16 protein-coding genes are annotated in these 19,633 nt (G+C 42.6%); 13 read left to right on the top strand and 3 right to left on the bottom strand.

Going from position 1 to position 19,633, the window contains the following annotated elements; translation table 11 throughout:
* The 8 genes from CQ839_RS10670 to CQ839_RS10635 all read left to right on the top strand — a co-directional run.
* Positions 1–249: transposase (locus tag CQ839_RS10670; RefSeq protein ID WP_181016170.1), on the top strand; the 249-nt coding region annotated here is incomplete at its 5' end.
* Between the two features lie 653 nt (positions 250–902).
* A complete protein-coding gene (locus CQ839_RS25485; RefSeq protein WP_219817765.1) occupies positions 903–1,373 on the top strand; it encodes a hypothetical protein in 471 nt (156 codons plus the stop codon).
* A gap of 1 nt (position 1,374) precedes the next feature.
* Positions 1,375–1,797 (top strand): DUF488 domain-containing protein, encoded by a 423-nt coding sequence (locus tag CQ839_RS10660; protein WP_103668253.1) that lies wholly within the window; start codon positions 1,375–1,377, stop codon positions 1,795–1,797.
* A 130-nt stretch (positions 1,798–1,927) separates the two neighbouring features.
* Entirely contained in the window at positions 1,928–3,361 is a 1,434-nt protein-coding gene (gene ffh / locus CQ839_RS10655; protein WP_103668252.1) for a signal recognition particle protein, read from the top strand.
* Positions 3,362–3,593: 232 nt separating this feature from the next.
* Positions 3,594–4,466, top strand: a complete 873-nt coding sequence (locus CQ839_RS10650) for an isoaspartyl peptidase/L-asparaginase (protein ID WP_103668251.1) — start codon at positions 3,594–3,596, stop codon at positions 4,464–4,466.
* 247 nt (positions 4,467–4,713) lie between these two features.
* On the top strand, positions 4,714–5,730 hold the full coding sequence (locus CQ839_RS10645; protein ID WP_103668250.1) for an NAD(P)/FAD-dependent oxidoreductase: 1,017 nt from the start codon (positions 4,714–4,716) through the stop codon (positions 5,728–5,730).
* A gap of 238 nt (positions 5,731–5,968) precedes the next feature.
* Entirely contained in the window at positions 5,969–7,282 is a 1,314-nt protein-coding gene (locus CQ839_RS10640) for an adenylosuccinate synthase (RefSeq protein WP_103668249.1), read from the top strand.
* Positions 7,283–7,357: 75 nt separating this feature from the next.
* The gene (locus CQ839_RS10635; protein ID WP_103668248.1) at positions 7,358–7,909 is read left to right on the top strand and encodes a 50S ribosomal protein L25/general stress protein Ctc; all 552 of its coding nucleotides are present in this window, start codon (positions 7,358–7,360) and stop codon (positions 7,907–7,909) included.
* A 268-nt stretch (positions 7,910–8,177) separates the two neighbouring features.
* Here the strand turns inward: CQ839_RS10635 and CQ839_RS10630 are convergent, their stop codons facing one another.
* Both CQ839_RS10630 and CQ839_RS10625 read right to left on the bottom strand, forming a co-directional pair.
* Positions 8,178–8,807 carry a Crp/Fnr family transcriptional regulator gene (locus CQ839_RS10630; RefSeq protein WP_103668247.1) on the bottom strand — a complete coding sequence of 210 codons (630 nt, stop codon included), beginning with the start codon at positions 8,805–8,807 and terminating at the stop codon, positions 8,178–8,180.
* Between the two features lie 138 nt (positions 8,808–8,945).
* Positions 8,946–10,028, bottom strand: coding sequence for a metallophosphoesterase (locus CQ839_RS10625; protein ID WP_103668246.1), 1,083 nt, complete (start codon positions 10,026–10,028; stop codon positions 8,946–8,948).
* Positions 10,029–10,297: 269 nt separating this feature from the next.
* Between CQ839_RS10625 and mutS the strand changes: the two genes are divergently transcribed.
* The 4 genes from mutS to CQ839_RS10600 all read left to right on the top strand — a co-directional run bounded on the left by mutS (position 10,298) and on the right by CQ839_RS10600 (position 17,541).
* Positions 10,298–12,970 (top strand): DNA mismatch repair protein MutS, encoded by a 2,673-nt coding sequence (mutS, locus tag CQ839_RS10615; protein ID WP_103668244.1) that lies wholly within the window; start codon positions 10,298–10,300, stop codon positions 12,968–12,970.
* Positions 12,971–13,113: 143 nt separating this feature from the next.
* On the top strand, positions 13,114–14,373 hold the full coding sequence (locus CQ839_RS10610; RefSeq protein ID WP_103668243.1) for a late competence development ComFB family protein: 1,260 nt from the start codon (positions 13,114–13,116) through the stop codon (positions 14,371–14,373).
* An 82-nt stretch (positions 14,374–14,455) separates the two neighbouring features.
* Positions 14,456–15,985 carry a 4-alpha-glucanotransferase gene (gene malQ / locus CQ839_RS10605; RefSeq protein WP_103668242.1) on the top strand — a complete coding sequence of 510 codons (1,530 nt, stop codon included), beginning with the start codon at positions 14,456–14,458 and terminating at the stop codon, positions 15,983–15,985.
* Between the two features lie 209 nt (positions 15,986–16,194).
* Positions 16,195–17,541 (top strand): hemolysin family protein, encoded by a 1,347-nt coding sequence (locus CQ839_RS10600; protein ID WP_103668241.1) that lies wholly within the window; start codon positions 16,195–16,197, stop codon positions 17,539–17,541.
* Between the two features lie 73 nt (positions 17,542–17,614).
* Here the strand turns inward: CQ839_RS10600 and CQ839_RS10595 are convergent, their stop codons facing one another.
* Entirely contained in the window at positions 17,615–18,184 is a 570-nt protein-coding gene (locus CQ839_RS10595; RefSeq protein WP_103668240.1) for a Crp/Fnr family transcriptional regulator, read from the bottom strand.
* A gap of 120 nt (positions 18,185–18,304) precedes the next feature.
* On the opposite strand from CQ839_RS10595, the gene CQ839_RS10590 reads away from it, so the two are divergent.
* Entirely contained in the window at positions 18,305–19,459 is a 1,155-nt protein-coding gene (locus CQ839_RS10590) for a sulfate ABC transporter substrate-binding protein (protein ID WP_103668239.1), read from the top strand.
* Positions 19,460–19,633: the final 174 nt, after the last annotated feature.

The raw sequence follows: 19,633 nt of genomic DNA, 5'->3' as shown, positions 1-19,633 counted from the left end.
GCTAAGCGGTTACGATTGCCGAGCAATATCATTTTGATATTTCAGCCTGCTCATTCTCCAGAATTAAACCCAATTGAGCGCGTTTGGTTATATTTGAAGCAAGGGTTGCGCTTTACTTTACCCAAAAATATGGATGAGTTGCGGCTTTTGGTGAAGAATCGTCTCTCCGAAATGACTAAATCTGTCATTGCTTCCCTTGTCGGTAGAGATTCCATACTGGATGCTCTATCTGTTGCCTCTCTTTTGTGATTTGGTATAACATATTTATCATCTCCACTGACTATAGAGGGTAGCAAGTCGTTAGTAATCTGTCATGCTTGATTGTTTTATAAAAGCGATCGCCATCAACTCAATCTCAACAATCCGCGATCGCCTTAAATATCACTCATCAAAAAGCGATCGCCCCAACTCAATCTCAACAAAAAAGTGATCGCCCCAATCACAAACAATCAAAAAGCGATCACGCCCAACCTAAATCTCAAAAACCCGTGATCTCTTAAATACTATATAATATTTGCAAAATAGTCGTAAAACTATCGCCCTAAGCTTTTGTCACATGGAAAGAAAAAAGATTCTAATCACAACTAAAACTTATCCATCTATTAGTACAAAGTATAAGGAAACTGTCTGTACGGCTGGTATATTGCTAGACGAGGAAGAGAAGCCAAAGCAGTGGATTAGGATCTATCCCATTAGATTTCGTGAATTGGAAATAGATCAAAGGTATATAAAGATGGTCTATTATTAGCGCTGAGATTGAACGGAATGAGAAAGATTTTAGAGAAGAGAGCTATCGAATTGATGATACTTCTATACGTGTAATTAGAGAAATAGGAACTAAAAACAACTGGGAAGAACGTAAATCTCTAATTCTTCCCCTACAATTTGATTCTGTTGCCGAAATGCAGTCAAAAGGTAGATCTTTGGGGATTATTAAGCCTAAAAGTATAGAGAAATATTTTCTCAAGGCATCTGACCGTGAATGGAGTCCAAAACAAAAAGCCATCCAAGATCAAGGGGACTTGTTTGAAGCATCCATAGACTTGGAAAAAATCCCCTATCAGTTTGGGTATAAATTTACTGAAGCTGACGGGGCAAGACATTCCTACACAATCAGCGATTGGGAAATATGTCAACTTTATAGAGGATGTCGCAACAGATCTAAATCTGCCTCATTAGAGGAACGCGAAAAAGAAGCTATATTTAAAGTCAAGCAAAAACTAGAAGATGAGTTTTTATCTAAAAAAGATCTCTATTTTATTCTAGGTAATCTCAAAAACCACTGTAAAGTTTTCATGATTATAGGAATCTTTTATCCTCCCAAAATGTCCCAAAATAGTTATTCTCAGACTTTAAGTTTATTTGATTTATAACATGTCTAATTTAGCAACTTCCGAAAAAAAACTTATACTGACTTTCGGCTATGGAAACCGAAAAAATTATGATGTTTTTATTGATTACTTAAAAGAATTTAACGTCACTTGTGTGATTGATGTGAGACTAAGTCCTCGCGCTTGGTCTAGGAAGTGGTATGGAGCAGCTATTGAGTCTCTTTGCAATTCTAGAAATATCCAATACATTTCCAAAACATCTCTCGGTAACTTATCGGGCTGTGAACGTTGGATTCCTCCTGAGAAAACCGAGGCGGAACAAACATTATCTGAAGTTGCTGAAATAGTTGAAAGTGGAAATGTCCTAATACTTTGTGCAGAAATGGATTCTTCAAGATGCCACAGAACTGAAGTTGCATCAAAGCTAAACAGTTTGACGAATATATTGGTTAAGCATCTCAAGTAAAATTTTTTGAACAGCCTTTATTTCAAAAAGATTGCTTCGATCGCATCCGTAATTTTCACAGATCAGGATCAATGTCACAGTGGTAAAGGTAAATTAGTAGGTAGAACTAACAGCAAAAGCAAAACTAGATATGTTTGATGAAATCGCCGATAAATTTGAGGCGGCTTGGAAAAAGTTACGCGGACAGGACAAAATCTCTGACTCCAATATCCAAGGCGCGATTCGCGAGGTACGCAGGGCGCTATTAGAGGCAGATGTCAACTTACAGGTTGTCAAAGAATTTGTCGAAGAAATCTCCAAACAGGCTCAAGGCGCTGATGTCATCGCAGGTGTGCGCCCCGATCAGCAATTTATCAAGATCGTCTATGACGAATTAGTCAGGACGATGGGCGAGGCAAATGTGCCGCTCGCAGAGGCTGCCAATAGCCCAACAGTAATTTTGATGGCAGGTTTGCAGGGTACAGGTAAAACGACTGCTACCGCCAAATTAGCTTTACATTTACGCAAACTAGAGCGCACGACTTTATTGGTCGCCACTGACGTATATCGTCCTGCGGCGATCGATCAGTTGATTACCCTTGGTAAGCAAATCAATGTACCAGTCTTTGAAATGGGTGCAGATGCTGACCCTGTGGAGATTGCGCGACAAGGCTTAGCAAAAGCTAAAGAATTAGGCGTTGATACCGTGATCGTCGATACTGCTGGACGCTTGCAGATCGATCGCGACATGATGGATGAACTCAAGCGCGTCAAGGATGCGATCGCACCCGATGAAGTGCTGCTGGTTGTCGATGCGATGACAGGACAAGAGGCGGCGACATTAACTCGTACATTCCATGATGAGATTGAGATTACAGGCGCGATCTTGACCAAGATGGATGGTGATACTCGCGGTGGTGCGGCACTATCAGTAAGGCAGATTTCGGGACAGCCGATTAAGTTTATTGGTGTGGGCGAAAAGGTCGAGGCACTGCAACCCTTCTATCCCGAACGCATGGCTTCACGGATTTTAGGCATGGGCGATGTGCTGACGTTAGTTGAGAAAGCTCAAGAAGAAATCGACATCACCGATGCAGCTCAACTTCAAGAGAAAATCCTTAAAGCTCAGTTTGACTTTGACGACTTCCTCAAGAATACCCGCATGATGAAAAACATGGGTTCCTTTGGTGGGATGTTGAAAATGCTTCCAGGCATGAAAATCAATGACGCGCAAATCCAAGAGGCAGAAAAGCAACTCAAGCGCTGCGAATCAATGATTAGCTCGATGACAAAACAGGAAAGGAAAGATCCCGACCTAATTGCGAAAAGTCCTAGTCGTAAACAACGGATTGCTAGCGGTGCTGGTTATAAACTTCAGGATGTAACTAAGCTCGTCGCTGATTTCCAGAAAATGCGATCGCTAATGCAGCAAATGGGACAAGGCAAGATGCCTAACTTCCCTGGAATGCCCAACATGGGCGGCGGCGGGTTCCCTGGAATGGGCGGCATGGGCAACCAAGCCCCAGCGGGCAATCCTGTTTATGGCAAGAAGAAGAAAAAGAAAAAGGGATTTGGAGAATTATAGTTTGCAAATCTGTAGGGGTTTAGCATTTGCGCCACCATTTCTAAACTCTCCACCAAAATCTCAATCCGCAAATGCTAAACCCTCTAGGCTTTAACCGATCAATTTCCCCTTCGTTTTGAGATTAAGGGCAAAGCATTCCCAAATTCAAAGGATCTAAGAATTTATAAATTTCTGCGGGAATGCTTTGCCCCTACATAAATGTCTTAAATTAATCACCAATTACCAAAATCAAATGCAACCAAAAATCATTATTCATGGCGGCGCAGGTAGCACTGTCGAAAGTAAAGGCGGCTATGAACCTGTCCGCAAATCTCTATTTGCCGTACTTGAAACCGTTTATCCAATGCTACTTGATGGAACTAAGGCGATCGATGCTGTTGTCAAGGCTTGTCAAATGCTCGAAGATGATCCCCGATTTAATGCTGGGACTGGCTCCGTATTGCAGTCCGATGGACAGGTGCGGATGAGTGCTTCGATTATGGACGGCGATCGCCAAAGTTTTAGCGGTGTAATTAATACAGCTAGAGTCAAAAACCCTATTGATCTCGCTAAACATTTACAAACTAGTGACGATCGCGTTTTATCCGATTACGGCTCGGCGGAACTCACCCGTGAACTCGGCATCCCAATTTATAATCCACTCACTGATGAACGCCTCGCTGAATGGGTGGAAGAGCGTAAGACCAACTTCACTCGCAAAATGGCAGATGTGGCGATGGGGACAATTGGCGTAGTTGTTCTCGATCTATATGGCAGCATTTGTGCAGGCACATCAACAGGGGGGCGAGGCTTTGAGCGCATCGGCAGAGTCAGCGACTCAGCAACTCCTGCGGGGAACTATGCCACTAAGTTTGCAGGGGTAAGCTGTACTGGTGTCGGCGAAGATATTCTCGATGAGGGCTTTGCAACTAGGGTTGTGGTGCGTGTCACCGATGGCATGACTCTTCAGCAAGCTGTCGAAAAGTCGATTAATGAAGCGAAAAGCCGCGATCGCGATTTTGGGGCAATTTGTCTTGATGCTACTGGCGCGATCGCTTGGGGCAAAACTTGCCCTGTATTGTTTGCTGCATATCATGATGGCGAAAAAATGCAAGATACTTTATAAAGATCCAGCTATTCTCATTTTTAAAATTGGTTTTGATTAAAGTCCGCTGTCAGCGGACTTTAATCAAAACCAATTTTGGGATTTGCAGCGCCGTCGGCGTTGCGAATCCCAAAATTGGTTTCATAATGAGAATTGCTAGTAAAGATCTAATCGGTCTTTACCACCTATGACGATGAAAAACTATTTTTGATTGTTGCGATTAATTAAAGATGAGCTAAGCTCTTCAAGAGGCATGAACTGAAACTGTATGAAAGATGTAATCGTGATCGGCGCAGGAATGGCTGGCTTAACCTGTGCTCAACAACTAAAGCAAGCAGGGCTAGATGTCACCATCGTTGAAAAATCCGCAGGAGTCGGTGGACGTATGGCAACTAGACGTTTGCAAGGAACTTGGGTCGATCATGGAGCACAACTGCTTTCAGTTAAAAGTGACAACTTTGGCAGGTTTATACGTAAACTGCAAGAAAAAGGCATCGTTCAAGAATGGACGCGCAATGTTTACCAACTGTCATCATCTGGCTTGCGTCCTCCCAATGCCGATGAGCGTCATCCTCGATATTGCTGTCCTATGGGCATGACTGCGATCGCAAAATATCTTGCTAACGAAATTCCGATTATTAACAATGCCCGTATTGTCGGTGTTAGTCACAACGATATCAAATGGCAATTAGTGACTGATCGCCAAGAAGTCCTCGAAACTTCAGCGATCGTGTCTACTATTCCTGCGCCCCAATTTTTGCCGATATTTGAAGAGGTACTAGCGCCAGCACCAAGCTTTTTGCAAGCCGTGCAATCAGTCAAATTTGCCCCCAGTGTGACGATCATGGCTGGGTACAATGCTAGTAATTCTGTGCCAGTAGAATGGCAAGCAATTAGATGTATTAATGATCCGATTCTTGACTGGATTAGCTACGATAGCAGCAAACATCCAGACAAAGCTATGCAACCTGTCTTTGTCTTGCAAAGTACGGCTGAATTTGCCAAACAATCAATGGAAGAACCAGATCTAGAAATCGCAGGTAAGCCATTGCTCAATCAAGTTGGCAGATTATTAGAAAAATGGTTAGCCAGTCCTGAATGGTGGCAAGTTCATCGCTGGCGCTATGCCCTTGCAGAAGAGTCTTTAGGCGTTTCTTGTTTATCCACATCAATACCTTTGTCTCTTGTATGTGCAGGTGATTGGTGCGCTGGCAAAAATATTGAAGCCGCCTATCATTCAGGACTTGCGGCGGCTGAATCTGCGATCGAATTGCTCAAAGCTTAAAACTAGAAATAAAATGGCGGCTGTCACCCGCTAAACAATGATAAGCACCTCGGCATAATTAAAAACCCAGAGCCAAAAAACTGTACTGCCCGCGCAGCGGGCAGTACAGTTTTTTGGGTTTTATACTTAATTGCTTAGCCACTTAATTTCTGATTTTTGAATAAAGTGATTGACAATCAATACAATCCTTTGAGATGATTGATGATTGTGAGATTTTATTGATTGAGCATAAAGACCCTTGGCTAATGTAATTGTTATTGGGGCGCAGTGGGGTGATGAAGGTAAAGGTAAAATTACCGACTTGCTGAGCCGCTCCGCAGATGTCGTTGTCCGCTATCAAGGCGGTAATAATGCAGGACATACGGTCGTTGTTGGCGATCGCACCTTTAAGCTACACCTGATTCCTTCAGGAATCCTGTATCCCAAAACGGAATGCATCATTGCCAATGGCACTGTGATCGATCCGAAGGTGCTTCTTGAAGAAGTGGATCGACTCAAAGATTTGGGTATATCGACAGAAAACCTGTTTATTTCTGAAACCGCCCATGTCACAATGCCCTACCATCGTGAGCTTGATCGTGCCTCTGAGGCACAAAGAGCCGAGCATAAAATAGGTACAACTGGGCGTGGTATTGGTCCAACCTACGCGGATAAATCTGAGCGCGTCGGTATCCGTATAATTGATTTGATGGACGAAAAACGTATGCCTAAAAAGCTGCGTTGGGCGATCGAGCAAAAAAACATTGTTTTACAAAAGCTCTATAATTTAGAACCGCTTGATGTTGAATCAATCATCGAAGAATATCGCGGCTATGCTGATCGCTTGCGTCCTCATGTGGTCGATGCTTCACTAAAAATTGATGCAGCTATCCGTGAACGTCGCAATATTTTGTTTGAAGGCGCACAAGGAACTTTACTTGATCTTGATCATGGAACCTATCCTTATGTCACATCTTCAAACCCTGTCGCAGGCGGTGCTTGTATTGGCGCAGGCGTGGGGCCAACTTGCATCGATCGCGTGATCGGTGTTGCCAAAGCATATACAACTCGTGTTGGAGAAGGGCCTTTCCCCACTGAGTTGCATGATGAAATTGGCAATCACATCGGTGAGCGTGGTGCAGAATTTGGCACAACCACAGGACGCAAACGCCGTTGTGGTTGGTTTGATGGCGTAATTGGTCGTTATGCAGTTCGCATTAATGGACTAGATTGCCTTGCTGTCACCAAACTGGATGTCCTCGACGATCTCGAAGAAATCAAGGTTTGTACTGCCTACGAACTTGATGGCAAAGTCCTGCGCGACTTCCCTAGTGATGCTCGTGCCTTTGCTAGAGCAATCCCCATCTACGAAACCCTTCCTGGTTGGAAGCAATCAACTAGCGAATGCAAAGTCGTTGACGATTTGCCCAAAGAAGCAAAAGACTATCTTAAGTTTCTTGCTGATCTGACGGGAACTCCAATCGCGATCATCTCTCTAGGCGCAAGCCGAGGACAAACCATCATTGTGGAAGACCCAATTCATGGGCCCAAACGTGGTTTGTTGAGAGCTTAGTCTTTTAATTGTCGTTTTCACTAAAAACGACAATTAAAAGTTAGTTACTAAATTACCAATCACTAAATTATCAAAATGCAACTACAAATAAACGCTACTACTCGTCCTCCAGCTAACAATCGCGCCCTCCGTCGCAATGGTCAAATTCCTGCAACTGTTTATGGACATAAAGGATCTGAATCGATCTCGATCACTTTAGATGCTAAAGAAGCAACTACTCTATTACGCGAAGCCACGATCAACAACACAATGATCGAAGTAAATGTAACTGATGGCGACTTCAAAGGCAAAACATTATTGCGCGAAGTTCAAAACCATCCCTACAAACCTGCTATTTATCACCTCAGCTTTTTTGCGATCGAGTCTCAGTCGAAGATTGAAGTAGACATTCCTCTGCACTTCGTCGGTGTACCAGTGGGTGTAAAAGTTGGTGGTGGCTCCATTGACACAATCAAAAACCATGTACGTGTAGCTTGTGCTCCAAACAATATCCCTGAAAGCTTTGAAATCGATATTACTAATCTTGATATCGGCAAGGGTGTCCATGTTAGTGAAATTGCTTACCCTGAAGGTGTTAAGCCTGTAACTGAAACCACTGCTCTTGTTATTACCATTCTCAAGAAATAAAGAAAGGGCGCTAAGCGCCCTTTCTTTATATTTAAATAGGGTTGTGACGCAAAGCGCCACAACCCTATTTATTCAATTAAGAGGGTAAATACCCCACCGCTCTGCGGTGTAAGTAAATTCTAGTAAAAAAGAATTTGATACCCCGTCCGCTTGCGGCGGGGTGATTCATTACAGCAATTATCGATACCAAGAAAGTTTTTGAAAGTATTGCTAAGCAACACTTTCAAAAAATTTCTCGGTTCGGTTTTGAGCGCAAAGCGCTAAAAGTCTATACAAGAACTATATGCCGATCGCGATCAACCTTTAGCCATCCTTCATCTTGTAATAGCTTCATTGCTCTAGTCACAGTTACACGAGTACTGCTAATGGCGCTGGCAAGATGTTGATGCGTAAGGCGAACGGTTAAACGAGTTCCACCTTCGACAGGAATGCCGACTTCTTGCTTGAGCAAAAGCAGAATTTGACGGAGACGCTCTTCTACCCGTTTGTTACTAACTAGGGCTAATAAAGACTCGGTTTGCTGAAGCCGACGATTGAGGTGTTGCAAAATCCCTTGATAGAGTAGTGGGGAATTCTCTAACTCGATCAAAGTAAAGCGCATCAAGTCAATATCTGATAGAGCGATCGCTTGATATGGGTCGAGGTTTGTTAGAGGTAAGCCAAAGGGCATTGCTTGCACCGCAAAGCCAACCAAAACTTCATCACCTGAAGGATGCAAGGTATTGAGTTGCACCACTCCGCGACAAACCACCCAGACTTCATGGGGATACATGGGAATGATTTGTCCACTTTTGTAAGTGTGCATGGTGCGACCGCGATAAATTTCTTCGAGCGATCGCCGCCAGTCAGTTACTGAGGTTGTGGAGTTAAGATTGAAACTTGAGAACGTATATGTCATAAAAGCGTGAGGTACACATTTGTAATCCTATGTGTTTCTCGACACTATCGGGTTAAGCCTAGTTTATCTAATCAATAAATTTTTCTTAAATACTTAAATAAACCGAAAAAGGTGTCACGAAGTGACACCTTTTTCGGTTTATTTAAGAACTAGCGTAATATTATTATCCTTGGGAGGAACATCACTAAATGCTTCAAAATATTCTTTCGCTACAGTAGGAAAATTAGGGAACTCAAACTTGGCATCACCATCAGCAATATAAGCCCAAAAATAACGAAGCTCAGGAGTGAGAGTCTCGGCAAGTTCTAGAGGCAAATTAAGAGGGGGATGCGTCAATAGCCTTACTACAAATGGATGTGAGTGATCACCCATCCATTCCCGTGAGAAATGCAATAAATCAGCTTGCTCAGGAATTGATTTGACTCGAAAAGATTCAATCTCTAAGCGATCGCCTGATGCATCAGAAATGTAATTAAGAACGCGATATGGATGAGGATAGCTGACCAAAGAGCCTGTCGTAATGTCATAAAGATTGTAGCGATCGCTATAGGCAATATCCTGCACATGCAGATGTCCAGTAAAAACCAGCTTCACATTTGCTTGATGTAAAATTTTGCATAAGCGCTCAGTGTTACCAAGCATATAGCGTTTACCAAGTGCATTGCGTGACTGATCATGCATATGCTCCAGCACATTATGATGAATGGTTACTAGATTCAATTCATAATCTTGATTTTCTAGAACCAATTGCAACCAATCTAACTGCTCTTCATCAATCCAGCCAATCTGTTGACCATCAGCATCAAATTGATTGGAATTCAATCCAATTAGGCGGACATTAGGCAATACTTCACATTCATAATAGAGTTTATTTGGTTCGCTAAGCCCATATTTAAAGCCAAACTTAGTATAGTGAGGAGTGAACTGATCAAAGGTTTCTATTCTTGGTACGTCATGGTTTCCTGCAATCACATAGACAGGATAGGGAAGTTGGGCGAGGCACTCCGATAGCCATTGATGGTTCTCTGGCTCGCCATGCTGAGTGAGATCACCTGGTAAAAGTAAAAAGTCTAAATCTAGGGTAGCCAGTTGCGACAGCACCTCTTCAAATGCGGGGATACTGTACTCAACGAGATGAAATCGCGAAGGATGCTGCCAAATCGTATGGGGCAATGCGATATGCAAATCGGAGGCGATCGCAAATTTAAACTTAAGTGCCACCTAGATCCAAACCATGAATAATTACCTTTTGATTATAGGCTATAGCTAGATAAAACCCCAAAATGAGGTGTGGCACGAAGCGCCACATCTCCGCTGTAGCAATTTCCAATTAAACGAACCACAAGAAACTTTTTGAAAGCGTTGCTTTGCAACGCTTTCAAAAAGTTTCTTGGTTTGGGTTTGAGCGCAAAGCGCTGTAATTGCTATGTAATAGAGTCTAAATGCCATTTACAATGGTTGAATAACATTGTTTTAAGACCAAAATTGGAATGGCTGAATTAGCTCTATCGTCGGCTCTAGTTAATCGCGCTGCCCTCACACCGATGATGCTGCATTATATTGAGATGAAAGAGCAGTATCCTCATGCAGTGATGTTGTATCGGCTGGGGGATTTTTTTGAGGCGTTTTTTGAAGATGCAGAGCTAATTTCACGGGAATTGGAATTGGTGCTAACAGGTCGCGATGGGGGCAAAACAATTGGGCGCATTGCCATGGCAGGAATTCCTCATCATGCTCTTGATCGCTATGCTAATCAATTAGTTGAAAAGGGCTACTCGATCGCTGTTTGCGATCAAATGGAAGCTGCCTCCGAAGCGCAAGGACTAGTACGACGCGAAGTTACTAGAGTGATTACCCCTGGCACAGTGATCGAAGAGGGAATGTTGGCGGCTAAGAAAAATAATTTTTTGGTGGCGATCGCCAATGGCGGCGAGAATTGGGGCTTAGCATACACTGATATTTCTACAGGCGAGTTTTCCGTCACACAGTTAAATAGCACCGATCATTTAATTCAAGAACTATTACGATTACAACCTGCTGAAGTTTTGATTCCCATCGATGTACCAAATCCGCAATTATTTCGCGGTTCTAAAGCTGAGAAAACTGGAGCATTTTGGGAAGGAATTTCGCAGAAAAAACAATCCGTTTTACCTGAGCCTTATAGCGCTTTGCCTGAAAGCTTCTGCTATACACCGCGATCGCAAGCTCCTTTTGCCTTAGCTGAAGCCAAGCAGCGTATTCTCGACACATTCCGAGTGCGATCGCTTGAAGGTTTTGGCTGTAAAGCCTTACCTTTGGCAATTAGGGCGGCAGGTGGCATTTTAGAATATTTAGAATCCACCCAAAAAAGTGTAAAAATGCCATTGCAAGGAATTTCCACCTATGCGATCGCCGATTATCTAATTCTCGATAACCAAACGCGCCGTAATTTAGAAATCACCCAAACTGTTCGTGATGGCACTTACTATAGTTCGCTATTATGGGCACTTGATAAAACTACAACAGGCATGGGGAGCCGAGCTTTACGGCGTTGGCTATTACAACCTCTCAAGGATATTGCCGCCATTAATGAACGTCTTGATACAATTACCGAATTACTCAAACAACATTCTCTCCGCAAAAATTTGCGAAGTTGTTTGAGTCAAATCTATGATATCGAACGTTTATGCAGTCGCATTGGAGCAGGTACGGCAAATGGGCGAGATCTGATTGCTGTAGCAATGTCACTAGAAAGAATGCGTGATGTTGCCGATGTTGTCGCCAAATCTAATTCTCGCTATTTAAAAGCTTTACAGTCTGTGCCATCGGAACTATTACAACTTGGTTCACAGTTACAACGCACGCTCGTTGAAGAACCACCGATTTATATTACCGAAGGAAATATCATTCGTTCAGGAGTCAATGAGCAGCTCGATCATCTGCGTCAACAGAGTCGTGATGATGTGGAATGGTTGGCTGCTTTTGAGAAACAGGAAAAAGAACGTACAGGTATTAACACACTCAAAGTTGGCTTTAACAAAGCTTTTGGCTATTACATTAGTATCTCGCGCGGCAAAAGTGAACAGGCTCCAGATGATTACATCCGCAAGCAAACTCTCACTAATGAAGAGCGTTATATCACTCCAGAACTAAAGGAACGAGAAACAAGGATTCTCAATTCTGATAGTGAGTTAAAGCAGTTGGAATATGACTTGTTTGTGGAGTTGAGGCTACTTACAGCCAAGCATATCGAACCGATGCGAATCCTCGCTACTGCCCTCGCTGCTGCCGATGTCTTGTGTAGCCTAGCGGAAGTAGCCGTTACCTATAACTATTGCCGTCCCCAAATTACCAGCGATCGCGCGATCGCAATTCACAATGGTCGTCATCCCGTCGTTGAGCAGTCTCTCCCCGCAGGTTTCTTTGTTCCCAATTCCACTTATTTAGGCAATGAAGATCAAGCGCCTGAATGTCCAGACTTAATCGTGCTAACTGGCCCCAATATGAGCGGTAAAAGTATTTATTTACGCCAAGTTGGACTAATTCAACTGATGGCTCAAGTAGGTAGTTTTATCCCTGCGGAATCGGCGACTTTGGGGATCTGCGATCGCATATTTACCCGTGTTGGTGCAGTCGATGATCTTGCCACAGGTCAATCTACGTTTATGGTGGAAATGAATGAAACTGCAAATATTCTCAATCATGCTAAAGATCATTCCTTAGTACTGCTTGATGAGATTGGGCGCGGTACTTCGACTTTTGATGGCATGGCGATCGCATGGTCAGTCGCTGAGTATATCGCCAATAAAATCAAAGCACGCGGGATTTTTGCAACCCATTACCATGAGCTTAATGAGCTGGCAAGTTTGCTGCCCAATGTGGCTAATTTCCAAGTTACAGTCAAAGAATTAGAAGATGAAATTATTTTCTTGCACCAAGTCCAAAAAGGCGGCGCTGACCGTTCCTATGGAATTGAAGTGGGGCGCTTAGCAGGCTTGCCTGCAAGTGTGATCAGTCGTGCTAAGCAAGTATTAGAACAAATTGCAAAAAACAGTCATATTGCCACTGGATTGCGAACAGGTGGATCGACTAAAGGCGATCGCTTACAAAAGTCAGCATTAAGACTAAGTAAAGATTCGCAAAATGAAGCACAGATGACGATCTTTGATACTAATTCTCCCTAGAGTAACCACGATGAGCCTTGCAAAATGCGCTATTCTCTAGTCTTGGAGCTTTTTAACGATTGCTATGCATTACTTTAATTTTGGGCAGCTTAGTAAATATGTATAAGGGTTATCAAATATAAAATTTCTAGTAGTAAAAGCTTATGACTAGCCTCAAAAATGTCCTTGAGGAAATCGTTGTCGTCGAAGTACAAGAACAACTCAAACATCTCAGCCAAACCGCCCGCGAGGCAATTAACCTTAGCGAGGTAGCTGCTTTTGCACTAAATCGATTGCCAGCACTTTATGCAAGTACGAGCCGAGGATGGTTGCAGCAACGCAAACGTGCTCATAATGAACTCCAGCAACAGATTGTCAGTGCTGTTCAGCAGGGTTTGCTAGGAGTAAAGCGCGATCCGTTGCGGAAATCAACGAAAATTGCGGCTAGTAAGGTTGAGACACCTGCTCATATTCTTACTAAATTACAAAAACTTTTTAGTAAGCCTACTTTGCAATGGCATCAGGTTCCGCAGTTTTTTCAGGAAGCACTCACTCTAGTTAGTCACACACCTGAATATGTAAGTTTGAGCGTTAATGATCGCAATCGATTGCGAGACATAAAAGGTTATTTACAACGGAAGGATGCTCCTCAACATGGGCTTCGGGATTGGCAAAATAATGTTGAACTGCCAAATCCTGAACTTAACTCCTATATCCTTTCAGCTTCTTATTTCCTAACTAATGTTTTAGAAGATTTAGCAAAACAAGAAGTAAAAAATCAATTGATTCATATGGCAAATGTTTTGCCACGCAAAGTTGGTGTTGATGATGTATGTGCTTATGTTCTGAATCGTCTGCCTGCATTGTATGCCACCACTGAACAAGGCGTGATCTGGCAAACTCAAAAAGCTAAAGAGCAGCTATCCAGCCAGATAGAATCAACCGTAATTCAATCACTGATGACTTTGGGCAAAACACCCCGTCGTTTAGCCGATCCAATCCCTCTCCTTAAATTTGAGGGAGACTGTGAACAAGCTATTAGCGAGTTACGCCTAATTTTTCAGAGAGAAGATATTACTTGGCAGAATATTGCAACCTTAGCTGAATATGCGATCGAGCATGAAAGGCAAGGGATGACTTATTGGCGGCAGCAGTGGCGAATGCTAGGACAAATTTATAGCGAAATGTATTTAAAACCTGGGGATGCCGAGCTATCACTAAGTCATACCGCAGATGGAGAAATCTTAACCGTAAGAGCACATACTAAAGAAGCTTTTGGTTGGCTAGCAGACAATCCTAAAAATTTAGGCATTAGTACTTTACGTCTTTTTCCTGCGGTTGCAGAGATCGAACTTTACGGCTTCTTCTTAGATTTTTCAATTAACTACACTCGCGAAGAAATGGCAGCCGATGGGATCATATAGAGTTCTCTATTTTGCCTGCGGCAAAATAGAGAACTCTATACATAAGGCGGTAAAGTAAAGCTAGATCTAAAAATTTGTGTTTATGCCCTTTCAACGTTCTAGTGGAATTTTGTTGCATCCAACCTCACTACCCAGTAAATTTGGGATCGGAGATTTAGGAGAGACAGCTTATCAGTTTATTGAGTTTTTATCGCGTAGTGGTCAAAAGCTATGGCAAGTGCTGCCCCTTGGTCCCACGGGATATGGAAACTCTCCCTATATGAGCTTTAGCGCGATCGCAGGTAGCATGTATCTGATCAGCCCAGAGCTTTTAGCAAAGCAATATTTACTCAAAGAAGAAGATTGGGCGGATATTCCAGAATTTAATCAAGATCGAGTTGATTTTGAGGCAGTGATGCCATATAAACGGAAATTGCTTGAGATGGCATTCATTCGCTTCAAACAAGGATATGTCGATCAAGATCTTAAGCATCATCACGATCTATATCTATTGCAAGAGCAGTTCAAAAAGTTTTGCTACGAAGAAGCTGATTGGCTCGAAGACTATGTGCTCTTCATGGCGCTGCATGAACAAAATCCTAAAATCCTTTGGAATAATTGGGAACCTGCGATCGCTAGACGGGAAACTCAATCATTACAACAAAAGCGTGAAGAATTGCATGACCAAATTGAGTTTCAAAGATTTGTGCAATTTATCTTTTTTGATCAATGGTTGAAACTCAAGCAATATGCCAATATGCGAAGCATTCAAATTATTGGCGATATTCCCATTTATGTATCGCACAATAGCTCTGATGTCTGGGCAAATCCTCAAAACTTTGTGCTTGATCCTGAAACCTATGAAGTCGCCCAAATGGCAGGAGTCCCACCTGACTATTTCAGCGCCACAGGTCAACTATGGGGCAACCCAGTCTATAACTGGGAATATCTCCAAGAAACTGACTTTGCATGGTGGATCGATCGCTTTAGATTTTTAAATCGGTATGTAGATATTATTCGCATCGATCACTTCCGAGGATTTGAAGCTTTTTGGCAAGTTCCCGCAGGTGAAGAAACTGCCATCAATGGCGAATGGGAAACTGCCCCAGGAACTGAGCTATTTACAAAGCTGAATGAGGTGATGGGTGAGTTACCAATTCTTGCCGAAGATTTGGGCGTAATCACTCCTGAAGTTGATAAGTTGCGCGATGATTTTGGGTTTCCTGGGATGCGCGTCCTCATGTTTGCGTTTGGAGGTGGCTCCGACAATTTCCATTTACCCCACAACTATGTTCGCAATTGTGCAGTTTATACAGGAACTCATGACAATGACACGGCTGTGGGCTGGTGGCAGCGAGCTAGTAGATACGAAAAAGAATTGTTCTACAAATATATAGTAGGTTTTGCCGCAGGTGAGCCGATTAACTGGGTGCTGATCCGTATGGCGATGGCAGCAGTATCGGTAATTGCGATCGTGCCTTTACAAGATGTCCTTGGCTTAGACAACAGTGGACGCATGAATACCCCAGGAACTGCGACAGGAAATTGGGGCTGGCGCTATAGCGATCCCAATTTACTTAATCAAGATCTTAGCGATCGCCTACTTGAAATTACCCAACTCTATAGCCGTTAGAAAAAAAGGTGTGTCACTTCGTGACACACCTTTTTTTAGGGTTTACATTACCTCAGACTCGGCAAACTCAAAAATTGGCTTTTAAATTAGAATTTCTTACCTTTATTATTAGTCTTAAGAAACTTGACACAAAATTTGGTATGAGAATATATATCTACTATTAACAAATTTCACAAACGATTCCTATAAAATCGTTCTGCCCCAAAACAATGTCTTCCGTCGCGTCTGAAGCTTTACTCATCATTTTACTAATTCTTGTCAATGGTGTTTTTTCGATGTCCGAGCTAGCGATCGTATCTGCTCGCAAAGTGCGCCTAGAGCAATGGGCAAAGGAAGGAAATGCAAAAGCCAGAGCAGCTTTAAGATTGATAGCTTCACCCACAAATTTCTTGTCAACCGTTCAGATTGGGATTACCTTAATCGGAATTTTAAGCGGTGCATTGGGTGGTGCAACCGTAGCCCAAACTTTGCAACAGTCATTCGAGACCATTCCTTTTCTCCAACCCTATAGCAAAACCCTCAGCTTTGCGATCGTGGTCGGTATCATTACTTACTTGTCTCTAGTGGTTGGCGAGCTTGTGCCTAAGCGCTTAGCGATGAGCAATGCCGAGCGGATTGCCTGTGCAGTTGCCCCGCCAATGCGATTTCTTGCCAATATTGGCACTCCAGTTGTTTATTTGCTAAGCATTTCAACCGAAGCTTTACTTGCCTTACTGGGAATTCAGGTAATAGAAGAATCGCAAGTTACAGAAGAAGAAATTAAGGTGATGATTGCTCAGGGAGCTGAATCGGGCATGTTTGAGGAGGCAGAACATGACATGGTTGAGCGTGTTTTTCGTTTGGGCGATCGCCCAATCAAGTCTCTAATGACTCCTCGCACAGAAATCGACTGGCTCGATGTTGATGCACCTTTTGAAGAAACACAGCGCGAAGTTCTAAGCAGTGGACATTCCCGCTTTCCTGTCGCAAGAGAAAATCTTGATGATTGTGTAGGTATTGTCGAGATTAAAGCATTTCTCAACGCTAGTCTCAATGGTACTCCCATCGATTTAGTCAAAGCCAGTAGTCCTCCTCTATATGTTGCCGAGACTGCCAGTGCTTTGAGTGTCTTGGAGCAGTTTAAACAATCTGGCGATCGCGTCGCAATGGTGACCGATGAGTATGGCGGTGTCGAAGGACTTGTGACCCTTACTGATCTTCTCGAAGCGATCGTTGGGGATCTGCCATCTAATGATCGTCAAGGTGATCCCGATGCTATGCAAAGAGAAGATGGTTCTTGGCTAATCGATGGCATGATTTCTAGCGATCGCCTCAAAGAGATTCTCGAAGTCGAAGAGCTACCCTATGAAAAAGAGCATAACTACCACACTCTTGGTGGGCTGATGATGACTTACCTCCGACATATTCCCCTAGTTGGTGAACATTTCACTTGGGAGAGAATGCGCTTTGAAGTCGTAGATATGGACGGCAACCGCGTAGATAAAGTACTAGTTAATCTTTCTCCGCCACCATCGGTAACAGAGGACGAACCAAAAAGTAATTCTAAGCGGCCATAGAATTCATAAAAAAGGCGATGCAATGCATCGCTTGTTTTACAGATAAAACAGTCAAGCTAAAGATTACTTATTTTTAAATTTCATAATGCCATTGATCAATATTCTCAGCTAAAAATCTTAACTTACGCCCCTTTCTTGATAGAAAACCAAGCTCTTCTAAATTATTAATAATGCGTGTTACTGTCACACGAGTTGAGCCAATTAACTCCGCAAGTTCTTGATGAGTTAATTGCAGACCAATTACTCTTCCGTGACGATCATCTTCCCCAAAACGGTTTGTTAGCCAACCAAGTAATTGACGCAAAGCCTCATCCTTTGAACGGTAGTGGGAAATCTTTAACAAAAATTCAGTATTCTTAGTATGGCGAATAATTTCAGTGACATATTCACCCCAATTAGATTTTGAAATTTCGGTTAATTGCACATCAGTTAAACACTCCATTTCATAGGGATGTAAATTAGATAGCTCATTGCCAATTACATCACCATCTGCCCACAATCCTGAGCAAATAACCTGCCCATCCTCATTCCAAGTCAGCGATCGCACCACCCCATATTCAATTTTCGATATAAAGTTTGCTTTGCAAGGAAGCATTTCACGGCGCTTGTAGATACGGGAAGTAGTTGTTTCTAGATAAATCATCTTATAACCAGTCGAGAAGCCGTAGATTTATTTGTATTACATTGAAAAATATTGTATCCTAATAAATAACGGTATCTACACCGAGATATAGTAGATTGTTTTTTTTGGAGATCAAAGCTCATGAGTTCAAGGCAACATCCTTTAAACGTCAACGCTGTCAAATCTTTCGTTAAGGAGATCACCAATTTATTTGGCAATATATTTAGTCATAAATGGGGACGTAAATTTGTATCTTTCTTCTTGGCAGGTGCATTGATCAGTGTCACGATGGCAGCTTGCACAGCCACTACGGAGACATCTCCTAACAACACGTCGCAAGCAGGAGGATCTGCCAAAAAGGATGTTGAACTAACCCTTGTATCTTTTGCTGTAACAAAACAAGCTCACGAAGCCATTATTCCGAAATTTGTCGAGAAATGGCAAAAGGAACAGAACCAAAAAGTTACTTTTAAACAAAGCTATGGTGGTTCAGGCTCTCAAACCCGCGCTGTCATTGACGGTTTAGAGGCTGATATTGTTCACCTTGCTCTTGCGGCTGATACTAGTAAAATTGAAAAAGCAGGATTGATCGATAAAGGTTGGGAACAGGAATATCCTAACGATGCAATTGTCTCTAAATCTATTCCAGTTCTAGTGACCCGCGAAGGAAACCCTAAAGGTATTAAAGACTGGTCGGATTTAGAAAAGAATGGTATTAGCTTAATCACTGCCGATCCTAAAACTTCAGGTGTGGCGCGTTGGAACTTCCTCGCTTTGTGGAATGCCGCAGTCAAAAAAGGCGGTAGCGATGAAAAAGCTCTAGAAGCATTGACAAAAGTATATACAAATGTACCAATTTTGACCAAAGATGCTAGAGAAGCAACCGATGCTTTCTTTAAGCAAGGGCAGGGCGATGCATTGATCAACTATGAAAATGAGATCGTTCTTGCATCGCAAAAAGGTCAGAAAGTCAATTACGTAATTCCTGATGTCAATTTTTCCATCGACAATCCGATCGCTATTGTTGACAAGAACGTGGCAAAGCATGGCACAAAAGAAGTTGCGGAAGCTTTTGTCAAGTTCCTCTATTCTCCTGAAGCCCAAACTGAATTTGCTAAGGTCGGTTTCCGTCCAGTAGATGAGACTGTCGCTAAAGAAAAACAATTTGTCGAGCTTTACCCTAAAGTAAAAGATCTTTCAACCGTTAAAGATCTTGGTGGCTGGGATGCAATTAACAAGAAATTTTTTGTTGATGGTGCAGCTTTTGACCAAATTCAATCAAAAATCAAGCGTTAGAGATTAAATTAATTTCACATTGATTTCATGCAGACAAGAGGCTTACAGCAATTTGTTTTCAATCCCGCCACAAATAAAAATATAAAACCCATTGCGGGGCTTCGCCCTGCGCCCCTTTTTGTAGCAGGTTTGATCGACAACTGCTGTAAGCCCCTTGCTTGATATACCCCAATC

Source organism: Pseudanabaena sp. BC1403 (assembly GCF_002914585.1).
In the GTDB taxonomy this organism is placed as follows: domain Bacteria; phylum Cyanobacteriota; class Cyanobacteriia; order Pseudanabaenales; family Pseudanabaenaceae; genus Pseudanabaena.
Note: the sequence above shows the minus strand (reverse complement) of the source record. Positions and strands in the feature narration are given on the sequence as shown.

What these genes read in the sequence shown, in the direction of transcription:
- CQ839_RS25485 (WP_219817765.1), top strand. Translation starts at nt 903, where the DNA reads ATGCAGTCAAAAGGTAGATCTTTGGGGATTATTAAGCCTAAAAGTATA.
- CQ839_RS10660 (WP_103668253.1), top strand. Translation starts at nt 1,375, where the DNA reads ATGTCTAATTTAGCAACTTCCGAAAAAAAACTTATACTGACTTTCGGC.
- ffh (WP_103668252.1), top strand. Translation starts at nt 1,928, where the DNA reads ATGTTTGATGAAATCGCCGATAAATTTGAGGCGGCTTGGAAAAAGTTA.
- CQ839_RS10650 (WP_103668251.1), top strand. Translation starts at nt 3,594, where the DNA reads ATGCAACCAAAAATCATTATTCATGGCGGCGCAGGTAGCACTGTCGAA.
- CQ839_RS10645 (WP_103668250.1), top strand. Translation starts at nt 4,714, where the DNA reads ATGAAAGATGTAATCGTGATCGGCGCAGGAATGGCTGGCTTAACCTGT.
- CQ839_RS10635 (WP_103668248.1), top strand. Translation starts at nt 7,358, where the DNA reads ATGCAACTACAAATAAACGCTACTACTCGTCCTCCAGCTAACAATCGC.
- CQ839_RS10630 (WP_103668247.1), bottom strand. Translation starts at nt 8,807, where the DNA reads ATGACATATACGTTCTCAAGTTTCAATCTTAACTCCACAACCTCAGTA.
- mutS (WP_103668244.1), top strand. Translation starts at nt 10,298, where the DNA reads ATGGCTGAATTAGCTCTATCGTCGGCTCTAGTTAATCGCGCTGCCCTC.
- CQ839_RS10610 (WP_103668243.1), top strand. Translation starts at nt 13,114, where the DNA reads ATGACTAGCCTCAAAAATGTCCTTGAGGAAATCGTTGTCGTCGAAGTA.
- malQ (WP_103668242.1), top strand. Translation starts at nt 14,456, where the DNA reads ATGCCCTTTCAACGTTCTAGTGGAATTTTGTTGCATCCAACCTCACTA.
- CQ839_RS10600 (WP_103668241.1), top strand. Translation starts at nt 16,195, where the DNA reads ATGTCTTCCGTCGCGTCTGAAGCTTTACTCATCATTTTACTAATTCTT.
- CQ839_RS10595 (WP_103668240.1), bottom strand. Translation starts at nt 18,184, where the DNA reads ATGATTTATCTAGAAACAACTACTTCCCGTATCTACAAGCGCCGTGAA.
- CQ839_RS10590 (WP_103668239.1), top strand. Translation starts at nt 18,305, where the DNA reads ATGAGTTCAAGGCAACATCCTTTAAACGTCAACGCTGTCAAATCTTTC.